The following is a 13,187-nucleotide window of genomic DNA, read 5'->3' on the forward strand; positions in this document are numbered from 1 at the left end:
CACCGAACATGGCCGCCTTGGGCGCGGCTCTGTCCCCGTCAAATGAGGCGGACAAGTGACGGGCTCGGCGCTCTTGCGCGATTGCGTGCCTTCTTAACGTGGCCGACGAAAAGATCAATGCCGACAAGCGTCTTTGACCGCGCCCTGACGTGCGTCCCCGGGAAATTCCCTGTGATAGGATTCAGGCCCCGCCGGTCCTCGAATCAACGTGTGCAGATGTTCATGTTCCAGCGCCTTATGGAGGGCCGTTCTGAAGGTCTGTGCGTCCGCCTCTGCGTCCTGGCTTTCGCCTTGGGGCTGCCGTTCGCCTTGGGATTCCCGGCAAGCGGCGCAGGGGCCGAGGAAGCCCACGCCATTGCCATGCACGGCGAGCCGGCGATGCCTGCCGATTTCACCCACATGCCCTACGTCAATCCTGATGCCCCCAAGGGTGGCCGGCTGACCTGGGGCGTTCTCGGCACCTTCGACAGCCTCAATCCCTTCATCGTCAAGGGACTGGCCGTGCAGCAGATGCGGAACTACGTGGTCGAGAGCCTGCTCGCGCGCGGCAATGACGAGCCGTTCACGCTCTACGGCCTGCTCGCCAGATCGGTCGAGACCGACGACGAGCGGAGCTTTGTCACGTTCCACATCGATCCCCGGGCCCGCTTCTCCGACGGCAAGCCGCTGCGCGCCGAGGACGTGCTGTTCTCTTGGCAGCTGCTGCGCGACCACGGCCGCCCCAACCACCGGCAATATTACAGCAAGATCGCAAGTGCCGAGGCACCAGATCCTCTCACCGTGCGCTTCGATCTCGCGGGGGCCAACGACCGCGAACTGCCGCTGATCCTCGGCCTGATGCCGATCCTGCCGAAGCATGCGGTCGATGTCGCGGCATTCGAGGAGACGACGATGACGGGCCCGGTCGGCTCCGGCCCCTATCGCGTCACCGCCGTGAAGCCCGGCGCCAGCGTGACGCTCACCCGCAATCCCGATTATTGGGGCCGCGACCTCGCCATCAATCGCGGGCTCTATAATTTCGACGAGATCAGGCTCGACTATTTTCGCGAGGCCAACGGCCAGTTCGAAGCGTTCAAACGCGGCCTCTATGATTTCCGCATTGAGCACGAGCCGCTGCGCTGGCACGACGGCTACGATTTTCCCGCGGCGAAAAGCGGCGAAGTGATCCGCGACACCATCAAGCCGGGCGTACCGCAACCTTCCGAATTTCTGGTGTTCAACACGAGGCGTCCCGTCTTCGCCGACATCCGGGTGCGCCAGGCGCTGACGCTGCTGTTCGATTTCGAGCTGGTCAACCGCAACTACTTCTTCAACCTCTACTCGCGCGTCGCCGGCTATTTTGCCGGCTCGGACCTCTCGGCGTATGGCAAGCCTGCGGATGCGCGTGAGCGGGAGCTGCTCAAGCCGTTCGCTGCGCAGATCCCGCCAGACGTCCTGGACGGCAGCTACCGCCTGCCGGTGACCGACGGCTCCGGGCGCGACCGGACGACGCTGCGCGCGGCCCTGAAGCTGCTGTCGGAGGCCGGCTACGATCTCGACGGCACGGTGCTGCGCAATCGCGCGACCAAGGCGCCCTTCACCTTCGAAATTCTGGTCACGACCCGCGACCAGGAGCGCATCGCGCTTGCCTTCCAACGGGACCTCAAGCGCGCCGGCATCGAGCCGAGCGTGCGCTCGGTCGATCCCGTCCAGTTCGACCAGCGCCGGCTCGCTTACGAATTCGACATGATCCAGAATCGGTGGGACCAGTCGTTGTCGCCCGGCAACGAGCAATATTTCTACTGGGGGAGCGCTGCCGCCGACCATCCGGGCACCCGCAACTACATGGGTGCCAGGGATCCCGCGGTCGATGCCATGATCGCGGCGCTGCTGGAGGCCCGTGAACATACGGATTTCGCATCGGCGGTGCGGGCGCTCGATCGCGCTTTGATCTCCGGTTTCTATACAATCCCCCTGTTTAACGTATCCGAGCAATGGATCGCGCGCTGGAATCGGATAGAACGGCCAAAGGCCACATCGCTGTCCGGCTACCTGCCGGAGACGTGGTGGTCGAAGGGGCAGCCGGAAGCTCATCAAGCAAAGTGACGCCGTGAACCAGCCAGCCGTATCGCCGACGCTCGACACGCTGTTTCAGCGCACGCTGACGCGGCAGCCGCATGCGCCCGCTCTGCTCGACCCCCTGAACAAGTTCCGGGTGACCGGGCACCAGCCGCGGCGCATGAGCTATGCCGAGGCTGACACGGCCATCGAGGCGCTGTCGGCCTATTTCGTCGAATCGGGCCTGCCGGCCAATTCCGTCATCGCGATCCAGTTGCCGAATACGGTCGAGTTCGTGCTCACGGTGCTGGCCGCCCATCGCGCCGGCTTGGTCGTCGCCGTGCTGCCGCTGCTCTGGCGCCATGCCGAACTGACCGCCGCCCTGAACCGCACCGCGGCGCGCGCCATCGTCACCATGAGCACGGTCGACGGCGTCAGCTATGCCGATCTCGCAATGCATGCGGCCGCCGAAGCCTTCTCGATCCGCCATGTCTGCGGTTTCGGCACCGACCTGCCCGAAGGCATGGCCTCGCTCGACGATGTACTGGCCCGCCCGCCCGGCATCGCGCGCACCGTGATCCAGGATGGCCGCAAGGCGGCGATGATCTCCTTCGACGTTACCGCGGAAGGCTTTCGTCCGGTGCCGCGCCCGCATTTCAGCCTGATCGCCGCCGGGCTCGCGATGTCCCTGGAAGCCGACATCAAGCAGGGCGCGACCGTGATGGCGGCATTCACGCCGATGTCGTTTGCCGGCCTCGCCTCCTCACTTGCGGTGTGGCTGCTGTGCGGCGGCGCGCTGGCGCTGCATCATCCGTTCGAGAATGACGTGCTGGAGCAGCAGATCAACGAGCACGAATGCGACGTGCTGATCGCGCCGGCGCAGTTTGCCCAGCGGCTCGGCGATTCCGATATGGCGGCGCGGATGCCCACCTTGCGCAATGTCATCGGCCTGTGGCGCGCCCCCGAGCAGGTGGCGGCGAGCGAGGCCTGGATCGCGGCGCATGCACCGTTCACGGACGTCTATCTGTTCGGCGAGGCCGGATTGTTCGGCGCTCGGCGTGGCGAGGACGGCATGCCGGTGCCGGTGATGCCGGGACCGCACGGTGCGCCGCGCGAGCAGTCGGGCTCGTCGATCGCCGGCGAGATTCTGCTGACGCCGAAAGGCACGCTCGGCCTGCGCGGCCCGATGGTGCCGATCGCGGCGTACGCCCCGCCGCCACCGGTCGGCGACACCCTGATCGCGCAGCCCCCACGCGACTATGTCGACACCGGCTATGCCGCGCGGCTCGACCGCCCCAGCGGGGCGATCTGCATCACCGCGCCGCCCTCCGGCATCATGGCCGTCGGCGGCTACCGCTTCCTCTCCAACGACCTCCAGGAATGGGCGCGCCGGCTCGGCCAGGGCGCCCTCCTCACCGCGCTGCCCGACCGGCTCTCCGGTCACCGGCTGGCGGGCCGGGCCCAGGACAATGCCCGCGCACGCGAGGCGCTCAACGAACTCGGGCTTAACCCCCTGATGGTCGAAGCTTTTCGCGACCGTTCCGGGCCGGTCTAGGCGCAGTTTCGACTAATCCATTGACGCTGCATTAAGGCGAGCGGACTAGATTGCGCAGCATCGATTGCATGATCAGAGTTGCTCGATGTCCCAGGCCGGCCCGATCCTGTTTGTGTCCAACGTCGAGCGGCCGGCCTTCATTGCGACGCTGGACGAGGCGCGATTCTTCCCTGTGGTCGACACCGACTGGGCCGGCGCGGCGCGCGCGGTCGAAGAACTGCAGCCGGCCATGGTTCTCGCCGCGATGCATGCCGGGCACGAGCCGCATCTGGCGCCGCTCGCCAGGAAGATCGCGGAGCAATCGCCTTACCTTCCCTTCGTGGCCCTGGACGCGGCGGGCGCGCTCCCGCACAACGCCCTGCCCTTCTCATCGCGCGGCGGCCATTCCGACCGCCTGATCGCGCGGCTTCGCGCCGCGCTACGCATTCGCACACTTCATGCCACGGTGTTGCGCCGGCTGCCGGAAGTGAAAGTCGCGCTGCCGGAGGCCGACCCCGCACGTGATGCCACGGTGCTCCTGATCGGCCGCGGCGCGGCTTACCCTGCGCTCTCTGTCGCGCTCGGCGAGCGCGTCGGGGTCGTCGGCGCGCTCTCGATCGAGGCCGCGGCCAAACATCTCAACACCCGCGACCTCGACGGCGTCGTGCTGGCCGAGGGTTTCACAGCCCGCGTGACGGATGCCTTCCTCACGGTGCTCGCCGAGGATACCCGGTTCCGCAGCCTGCCCGTGATCCTGACTGCGCACCAGCTGACGCAGACTTACGATCTGCCCAATCTCGAGCTGATCCCGGGCGACCCGGCGAAAGTCGCCGCCAACGCGCTGCCCTTGATCCGCCAGCACGCGATGGAAGCGCAACTGAGCCGCACGCTGCGCTCGATCGATGCCGGCGGCTGGCTCGACCCGCGCAGCGGCCTGCTCACGGTGGAAGCTTTTGCCCGCGATTTCGCCAAAGCGGTCGAGCAGACGCTGGCCCGCGGCGGCGGCCTCTCGGTCGCGCGCTTCGCCTTCGACCCCGGCAATTCCCGCGCCCAGCTCGATGCCGCCCGCATTCTCAGCCGCCTGATGCGGCAGATGGATTTTGGCGCGGCACAGAAGGACGGCTCGGTCATCGTCGCGTTCGCGGAAACCGACTTCCGCACCGCCCACATGATCGCCCGCCGCCTCTCCGCGGTGATGCGGCACACGTCGAACGGCAAGCACGAGATGCGCAGCGATCCCGTGGTCTCAGTGGACTCGCTGTCGCCGTCGGATACGGCAAGGTCGCTGCTCGGGCGGCTGTCCGCCGACGCGTCCCGCGCGGCGTCGTAGCACATGAGCAGCGTGTTCGCTGATCTCATGCCCTTTTTGAAGTTCGCCGTAGAGCTCGGGCTGTTCAGGCCATCATGAGCTTGATCTGACCGTCTTCAAAGCTTCCCATCGCGAGAGCGTCGCGAGCCATCTTGTCGATGGCTGGCCAATTCGCGAGAAGATATCTCTGTGCCTGCAATTTCGTCGGGAAGGTGGTTTGCAAAATGCAGCTCTGTCGAGCGTTCCCATTCGCGATCTGAAAGGATACGGCTTGGGGGCCTTCAATGGTCTCTTGTTCGGTGGGTTCGGGAAGCTTGCGCATACTGCTCCTGCGTAGAATTTTTCGAATGAATTCGCTTGATATCTGCGGGTTCAGCGAACCGGCGGAATGACCACATCTAGTCGACGCAGGCGGTCCCAGTGGCGATCGTCTTGGCCTTCGCCAGGCGCTTCGGCCTATGCTCGAGGCGGGGCTGCGTGTTGCGGACGGCCTCGGTCAGCATCTGGCGGAGCTCAGCCTTCGTCATGGGAGCTTGCCGCGCGCTCGACTTCTGCCAGTTTGCCATGCCCCTTATATGGGGATGCTCGCGCTAAACGCCACTATTCTCCCCGGAGTATGATCGGGCCCCTCTGCATACGGGGTCATAAAAAACCCGCGGCCGGTGAACCGGTCGCGGGTCGTAAGAACCAGAGGCTCTGCCAGTACATCCGTGGTCAAAGCGACATAGCACTAATCGCGCAGCTTACACAGCGCGCAGATCCTCAGCAGCAGACTTGCCGGTCCGGCGGTCTGCAACGACTTCAAAAGAAACCTTCTGCCCCTCGTTGAGGGTGTTCATGCCGGCGCGTTCAACGGCGCTGATGTGAACGAAGACATCCTGGCTGCCCTCGTCCGGCTGAATAAATCCGAAGCCCTTTTGGCTGTTAAACCACTTCACGGTTCCCGTCGTCATGGGGGTCGTCCTTTAAGATAGATAAGCGTTTGGCCGCGCTCAGAAGCGCGGTCTGTGTCGTCGAGATCTGGAGGGAGAGTCGTCAGTCAGGCGCGCTTTTCAGCGGCGAGGCCAAGTCGTTCGGCCGAAACTCGATAAAATGAACGTAACTACGGTTCGGTCATTCCGCAAGTGGGCACACGTCGCTGTTTTGATCAGGGTGCGGAGCATCGTTTCGCGCTACGCCGCCTCCGGAAACGCCACAGGCCCTACGCCGCCTTCTTGCTGTGCGCGAGCTGCGCCAGCTGCCGCATGATCTCCGTGGTGCCGGCGAGACGCTCTTCCGGCGTTTCCCAATCCTGCAGGAACACCACCTTCATGTCGGGCCGCACCTTCGCGGCCTGGCCGTGGCTGCGGATGAACGTCACCAGGCGATCGGGATGGGCAAAGGAATTGTCGCGGAAGGCGATGACGGCGCCCTTCGGGCCGGCATCGATCTTCCCGACATTGGCCTGGCGGCAGAATGCCTTGATCGCGGCGACCTTGAACAGATAGCGCACCTCGTCCGGCAGCACGCCGAAACGATCGCGCATCTCGGCGCCAAAGTTCTCGATCTCCTCCTCGCTGTCGAGATCGGCGAGGCGCCGGTAGAGCGACAACCGCACCGAGAGATCGCCGACATAATCCTCTGGAATGAGCACGGGCATGCCGATCGTGATCGAGGGCGACCAGCGGTCGGCCGCGGGCTCGGAGACGCCGGCCTTGAGGTTGACGATCGCCTCTTCGAGCATCGACTGGTAGAGTTCGAAGCCGACTTCCTTGATGTGGCCGGACTGCTGCTCGCCCAGGATATTGCCGGCGCCGCGGATATCGAGGTCGTGCGAGGCGAGCTGGAAGCCCGCGCCTAGCGTCTCCAGCGATTGCAGCACGGTGAGGCGACGCTCGGCCTGCGCGGTGATCTTCTGCTGCGCCGGCAGCGTGAACAGCGCGTACGCCCGCAGCTTGGAGCGTCCGACCCGGCCGCGGAGCTGATAGAGTTGGGCCAGGCCGAACATGTCGGCGCGATGCACGATCAGCGTGTTGGCATTGGGGATGTCGAGGCCGGATTCCACGATCGTGGTCGACAGCAGGATGTCGAACTTGCCGTCGTAGAACGCGGTCATGATGTCCTCGATCACGGCGGGAGGCATCTGCCCGTGCGCGACCGCGACCTTCATCTCCGGCACGTTCTTGTCGAGGAAATCCTTGACCTCGGCGAGGTCGTCGATGCGCGGCGCCACGTAGAACGCCTGGCCGCCGCGATAGCGTTCGCGCAGCAACGCCTCGCGGATCATCAAGGGATCGTGCGGGGCGACGAAGGTGCGGACCGCAAGGCGGTCGACCGGGGGCGACGCGATGATCGAGAGCTCGCGCACGCCAGTCAGCGCCAATTGGAGCGTACGCGGGATCGGCGTCGCCGACAGCGTCAGCACGTGCACCTCGGCGCGGAGCTGCTTCAGCCGCTCCTTGTGGGTGACGCCGAAATGCTGTTCCTCGTCCACGATCAGCAGGCCGAGGTCGCGGAACTTGATCGATTTGCTGAGCAGCGCATGGGTGCCGACGACGATGTCGACCGAGCCGTCGGTGAGACCGTTCTTGACCAGGTTGAGCTGCTTGGTCGGTACCAGCCGCGAGGCCTGCGCGACCTGCACCGGAAAACCCTTGAAACGCTCGGTGAACGTCTTGTGGTGCTGGCGAGCGAGCAGCGTGGTCGGCACCACGACCGCGACCTGCTTGCCTTCGAGCGCGACCGCAAAGGTGGCGCGCAGCGCGACTTCCGTCTTGCCGAAGCCGACATCGCCGCAGATCAGCCGGTCCATGGGACGGCCGAGTTCGAGGTCCTTCAGCGTCGACTCGATCGCACCAAGCTGGTCCTCGGTCTCGTCATAGGGGAAGCGCGCGCAGAACTCGTCATAGAGGCCGGGTTGCACCGGCAGCTTTGGCGCCTCGTGCAGATGCCGCTCCGCGGCGATCTTGATCAGCTCGCCCGCGATCTCGCGGATGCGGTTCTTCAGTTTTGCTTTTCGGGTCTGCCAGCCGGAGCCGCCCAGGCGATCGAGCTCGACCGTGGTCTGGTCGGAGCCGTAGCGCGACAGCAGCTCGATGTTCTCGACCGGCAGGAACAGCTTTGTCTCGGCGGCATAATGCAGCTCGAGGCAGTCATGGGGCGCGCCGGCGACGTCGAGTGTCTGCAGGCCGATGAAGCGGCCGATGCCGTGATCGACGTGCACGACGATGTCGCCGGCGGCAAGGCTCGTCACCTCCGAGATGAAATTGTCGAGCTTGCGGCTCGCCTTGCGCGGCCGGACCAGGCGGTCGCCTAAGATGTCCTGCTCGCTGATCAGCGCGATCTCGTCGGTCTCGAAACCGCTTTCGAGGCCGAGCACAGCGAGCATGGTCTCGTTGCGCGGGGTCGCCTGCACCGTGCGCCAACTGTTGACGCTGGTGGTGTGGGTCAGCTTGTGGTCGCGCAGCATCGAAATCATGCGGTCGCGCGAGCCTTCGCTCCACAGCGCGATCACGACCTTCTTGCGCTGGGCGTGCAGCGCCATCACGTGACTGACGACGGATTCGAACACATTGACGGTGGTGTCGTTGCGTTCGGGCGCGAAGTCGCGGCCCTTACGCGCACCGGCATCGACGACACTCGTACCATCGGCCGGAACCGAGAACTGCGTCAGCCGCACCAGCGGCATGTCGCCTTCGCGCCTGGTCCATTCCTCGTCGGTCAAATAAAGCCTGTCAGGCGGCAGCGGCTTGTAGATGGCGCCGCCGCCCGGATGCTCCATCGCATCGCGGCGGGCCTGGTAATAGTCGAGGATCTGCTTGAAGCGCTCGCGGACGGCATCCTCAGCCTGCGGTTCGATCGCGACGGCCGCGCCTTGCAGATAGTCGAACAGCGTGTCCATCCGGTCCTGGAACAGCGGCAGCCAGTGCTCCATGCCGGGATGGCGGCGGCCCTCGCTGACGGCCTCGTACAGCGCATCGTCGCGCTCGGGCGCGCCGAACTCGGCGACATAGCCCATGCGGAAGCGGCGGATGGTGTCAGTGACCAACTGGAATTCGGAGATCGGAACGAGGTCGAGTGCGCGCATGTCCAGCAGCGTGCGCTGGGTCTCGGCGTCGAAGGTGCGGATCGATTCCAGGCTGTCGCCGAAGAAGTCGAAACGCACGGGCTGGTCGAGACCAGCCGGAAACAGGTCCAAAATGCCGCCGCGCACGGCGTATTCGCCGGGCTCGCGCACGGTCGAGGAGCGGTTGTAGCCGTTGTGCTCGAGCCAGGCGATGATGGTGTTCATCGGCACGACGTTGCCGGGCGCGACCGACAGCGCCTGCGCCGCGACGAGATCGCGCGAGGGCACGCGCTGCACGGCGGCATTCACCGTGGTCAGCACGATCAGCGGCTTGTCGCTGCCGGTCAGGGACGCGAGCCGTGCCAGCGTGGTCAGGCGCTGGGCGAGGACGCCACCATGCGGCGAGACGCGGTCATAGGGCTGGCAATCCCAGGCCGGGAAGGTCAGCACCGGCAGATCGGGCGCGAAGAATTGCAGCGCGCGTTCGAGCTGCTGCATCCGCGGCCCGTCGCGGCAGATCACCGCGAGACTGACGGCCGGCTTCTTCGGCCGCGCCGCGATGGCGCGCGCGAGATCGGAGACGACGAGACCCTCGGCGCCCTCGGCGACATTGGCAAGCGTCAGCGCGCGGCCGGGCGTGAGCAGCTCGGCCGGAGATTTCATCCCCTGCTTCATACGTCGCGGTCCGCGATCGGGTAGGCCTTGATGCGGGCAAACAGCGCGCCGGTGACATCAGCCGGCAGCACCTTGTCGCCGATAATGGCGGCATAGAGATCGGGATCGTTGACCTCGAGCAGGATCTCGAGCTGCGTCAGTTCGTCATCGGACAGATTGCCGATCTCGGCATCCGCGAAGCGGCCGAGAATAAGGTCCATCTCGCGCGTGCCGCGGTGCCAGCAGCGGAACAGAAGCCGCTTGCGGCGGTCGTCCAGGCCGTTGCTCGATCGTGTCGTGCCCGTCATGTCTTTATTCCAGTCAAACGCCGAAAGCCCGGACGTGCCGGGCGGGGGTGGTATAGCCACTCGGACCGTCCATGTCAGCCCTCGATTTATCATGGCCCGCTGCCCGCGCAGGGATGCGAAAAAAGACGTGGATGCCTTGCATAAAGCCGGGCATGACGGGTCGAAACGATCCTAGATTCGCCTGATGCGCCCCAGCCTGCTCAATCCGCTGTTTGCCCCCGTGACCAGCCTGCCCGGCGTCGGTCCGAAGCAGGACAAGCTGCTGCAGTATCTGCTCACCCGCAACGAGACGCCGCGGCTGGTCGATCTGTTGCTGCATTTGCCGAGCCAGGTCATCGACCGCCGCGCGCGGCCGAAGATTCGCGACGCCGTTCAGGGAACCATGGTGACGCTGGAGGTCACCGTCGACCGCCACCGCCCGCCCCCGCCCCGCAATGCGCGCGCGCCCTACCTCGTCTACGCCAGCGACGACACGGGCGACGTCGTGCTGACCTTCTTCCGAGCCAAGCCAGGCTATGTCGAAAAGTTGCTGCCGGTGGGCGAGAAGCGCTACGTCTCGGGCACGCTGCAGATGTATGACGGCATCCCGCAGATCGTGCATCCCGACCGGGTGCTGGACGAGGAGGCGGTTTCAAAACTCTCGGGCATCGATCCGGTCTATCCGCTGACGGAAGGGCTGGCGCTCGGCTCGCTGCGTCGCGCGGTCGCGCAGGCCCTGCAGAAGCTTCCGGCGCTGCCGGAATGGATCAGCCCCGAGGTGCTGCGGCGCTGCAGCTTCCCGCCGATCGCTGAGGCGCTCACCCGCGTGCATCAGCCGGTCGAACTCACCGACATTCTGCCTGACCAGCCGTTCTGGTCGCGCCTCGCCTTCGACGAACTCCTGGCCGGACAACTCGCGCTCGCCCTGATTCGCGCGCAATTGCGCCGCCCGGCCGGCGTGCGCAACGCCGGCGACGGGCACCTCCGCAACAAGATCATCGATGCCCTGCCCTATGCGCTGACAATCTCCCAGCGCGATGCCGCGGCGGCGATCGCCGAGGATCTGCAACAACCGGTGCGCATGCTGCGCCTGCTGCAGGGCGACGTCGGCTCGGGCAAGACCGTGGTCGCGCTGCTGGCCGCCGCCGCCGTCACGGAGGTCGGCAAGCAAGCGGCGCTAATGGCGCCGACCGAAATTTTGGCGCGCCAGCACATCAAGACCATCGCCCCGCTCGCCGAGCGCGCGGGAATGCGGGTCGCGATCCTCACCGGCCGCGAAAAGGGCAAGGAGCGGCGGGAGCTGCTGGCACAACTCGAAGCCGGCGAGATCGACCTGCTGGTCGGCACCCACGCGTTGATCCAGGACGATGTGATCTTCAACGACCTCGCGCTTGCCATCGTCGACGAGCAGCATCGTTTTGGCGTGCGCGAGCGGCTGGCGCTGACGTCAAAAGGGGGAGCCGTCGACGTGCTGGTGCTGAGCGCCACGCCGATCCCGCGCACGCTGGTGCTGACCTATTTCGGCGACATGGACATCAGCGAATTGCGCGAAAAGCCGGCCGGCCGCAGGCCGATCGAAACCCGCACCGTATCGATGAGCCGTATCGAGGAGGTCACCGATAGCATCGGCCGCGCGCTTCTATCAGGCAAACTGGTCTACTGGATCTGCCCACTGGTCGAGGAGTCCGAGGCCGAGGGCACTGAGCACCTGACCAATGCGACCAAGCGTTTCGAAAGCCTGCAAAAGCGGTTTGGCGACCGCGTCGGCCTCGTCCACGGCCAGATGAAGGGTACCGAGAAGGACCGCGTGATGGGCCAATTCGCCGCCCACGAGATCGGCCTGCTGGTCGCGACCACCGTCGTCGAGGTCGGCGTCGACGTGCCGGCGGCGACGATCATGGTCATCGAAAACGCCGAACGCTTTGGTCTCGCCCAGCTCCATCAATTGCGCGGCCGTATCGGCCGCGGCTCGGAGGCCTCGACCTGTCTCCTGCTCTACTCCGAGCCGCTCGGCGAGATGTCGAAGGCGCGGCTGAAGGTGATCCGCGAGACCACTGACGGTTTTCGGATCGCCGAGGAGGATTTGAAGCTACGCGGCGAAGGCGACGTGCTTGGCGTGCGCCAGAGCGGCTTGCCTGGCTACCGCATCGCCCGCCCGGAGGTGCACGGCCAGCTCATCACGCAGGCCCGCGACGAGGCGCTCCGCATCCTGAGGGACGATCCGAAGCTCAAGGGCGAGCGCGGCGAGGCGCTGCGATGCCTGCTGTATCTGTACGAACGGGACGAGGCGATTCCGTTGATCGGAGCGGGTTAGCTGGCCGCTCTCTGCCGCCCAACCTCATAGGCCGCCACATGCGCGCGGGCTAAATTCAATAGCGGCGTATCGGTACCCAGCGCACGGGCCCGGTTGGCCATATCGCCAAGGATATGTTCCGCCTCCGTCGCGGAGCCGCGCTCGATGTCCCGCAGCATCGACGCCTTGAGCGGAGAGTTCGCCGTCGTGAAGAGCTTCCGATCGAACTCGATGAACGGCGCTCGTGGCTCAAAACCTGAGGCCGTCGCCACGGCACAGCATTCCGCAAACAGGCGGAAAATGGACTCCTCGCCCTTCCGCACGGTCAGAATGTCTCCGATGCTTGCCCGCATCAGGCAGGTGATGCCGGCAAGCGTGCTCAGCTGGACGAATTTCTCCCACATGTCCTGCATAATCGATTCGCTGGCGCGCACGTCGATACCGGGGATATCGAGTAGCGACTGCAGCGCGAGCACGCGCTCACTGAACGATCCCTCGATCTCACCGAATACGATGGTCTGATTGGCCATGAACTGAACGACACGACCATCCGCATCGAGCCCGGCACTGACGTTCGCCAGCCCGCCGAGGACCTGCACGGCGCCGAACCGCGCAGTCAGGGCGTCGATATGTTTCAACCCGTTGAGGATCGGCAAAATCATCGTGTTTGGCGCCAACGGCCGGTGCAAACTCGCTCATCGCGTCATCGAGCGAATAGGATTTCACGCCGACGAGCACGACGTCGAACGGCTCCCTGAGATCGTTCGCCATCATGAGCTTCGGCTGTACGGCAAAGTCGCCGTGCGGGCTCACGATCCTCAATCCATCGCGCCGCAATTGCTCCGCCCGCCCGGACCGCACCAGAAAGGTCACGTCAGCGCCCGCTCGGACCAGGCAAGCTCCGTAATAGCCTCCGAGCGCTCCCGCGCCGATCACCAGCACTCTCATTCGAACTCCCATTGTAGAGTGACCGCTTCCGCAGAAATAATAACAGATGAACCTCGCGACGTCTCCTCCTCGTCATTGCG

Annotated in this window: 9 protein-coding genes and 1 pseudogene; 4 read left to right on the forward strand and 6 right to left on the reverse strand. The window is 65.4% G+C overall.

The features are described 5' to 3' along the window. Nucleotides 1–216 precede the first annotated feature (216 nt). The 3 genes from ACVWW3_RS11610 to ACVWW3_RS11620 all read left to right on the forward strand — a co-directional run bounded on the left by ACVWW3_RS11610 (nt 217) and on the right by ACVWW3_RS11620 (nt 4,901). Nucleotides 217–2,085, forward strand: coding sequence for an extracellular solute-binding protein (locus ACVWW3_RS11610; protein ID WP_456652022.1), 1,869 nt, complete (start codon nt 217–219; stop codon nt 2,083–2,085). 4 nt (nt 2,086–2,089) lie between these two features. Beyond that, nucleotides 2,090–3,592 (forward strand): AMP-binding protein, encoded by a 1,503-nt coding sequence (locus ACVWW3_RS11615; RefSeq protein WP_456649971.1) that lies wholly within the window; start codon nt 2,090–2,092, stop codon nt 3,590–3,592. 85 nt (nt 3,593–3,677) lie between these two features. Beyond that, the gene (locus tag ACVWW3_RS11620) at nt 3,678–4,901 is read left to right on the forward strand and encodes a GGDEF domain-containing protein (RefSeq protein ID WP_456649970.1); all 1,224 of its coding nucleotides are present in this window, start codon (nt 3,678–3,680) and stop codon (nt 4,899–4,901) included. A gap of 64 nt (nt 4,902–4,965) precedes the next feature. On the opposite strand, the gene ACVWW3_RS11625 is transcribed toward ACVWW3_RS11620, so the two are convergent. From ACVWW3_RS11625 to ACVWW3_RS11645, 5 genes are all read right to left on the reverse strand, one after another. After that, nucleotides 4,966–5,202 (reverse strand): hypothetical protein, encoded by a 237-nt coding sequence (locus tag ACVWW3_RS11625; protein WP_247346852.1) that lies wholly within the window; start codon nt 5,200–5,202, stop codon nt 4,966–4,968. A 76-nt stretch (nt 5,203–5,278) separates the two neighbouring features. Continuing rightward, nucleotides 5,279–5,407: a hypothetical protein gene (locus ACVWW3_RS11630; RefSeq protein WP_256467602.1), complete on the reverse strand. Its 129-nt coding sequence runs from the start codon at nt 5,405–5,407 to the stop codon at nt 5,279–5,281. Between the two features lie 216 nt (nt 5,408–5,623). After that, nucleotides 5,624–5,833: a cold-shock protein gene (locus ACVWW3_RS11635; RefSeq protein ID WP_247346851.1), complete on the reverse strand. Its 210-nt coding sequence runs from the start codon at nt 5,831–5,833 to the stop codon at nt 5,624–5,626. Nucleotides 5,834–6,081: 248 nt separating this feature from the next. Then, the gene (gene mfd / locus ACVWW3_RS11640) at nt 6,082–9,600 is read right to left on the reverse strand and encodes a transcription-repair coupling factor (protein WP_456649969.1); all 3,519 of its coding nucleotides are present in this window, start codon (nt 9,598–9,600) and stop codon (nt 6,082–6,084) included. Continuing rightward, nucleotides 9,597–9,887, reverse strand: a complete 291-nt coding sequence (locus tag ACVWW3_RS11645) for an FAD assembly factor SdhE (RefSeq protein ID WP_456649968.1) — start codon at nt 9,885–9,887, stop codon at nt 9,597–9,599. The genes mfd and ACVWW3_RS11645 overlap by 4 nt, the downstream gene beginning before the upstream one ends. Nucleotides 9,888–10,071: 184 nt before the next feature. On the opposite strand from ACVWW3_RS11645, the gene recG reads away from it, so the two are divergent. Beyond that, nucleotides 10,072–12,180, forward strand: a complete 2,109-nt coding sequence (gene recG, locus ACVWW3_RS11650; protein WP_456649967.1) for an ATP-dependent DNA helicase RecG — start codon at nt 10,072–10,074, stop codon at nt 12,178–12,180. Here recG and panE read toward each other — a convergent pair. Further along, a pseudogene (gene panE / locus ACVWW3_RS11655) lies at nt 12,177–13,107 on the reverse strand (2-dehydropantoate 2-reductase). The gene recG and the pseudogene panE sit on opposite strands and share 4 nt — an antisense overlap. Nucleotides 13,108–13,187 lie beyond the last annotated feature (80 nt).

Source organism: Bradyrhizobium sp. LM2.9, from assembly GCF_054056555.1.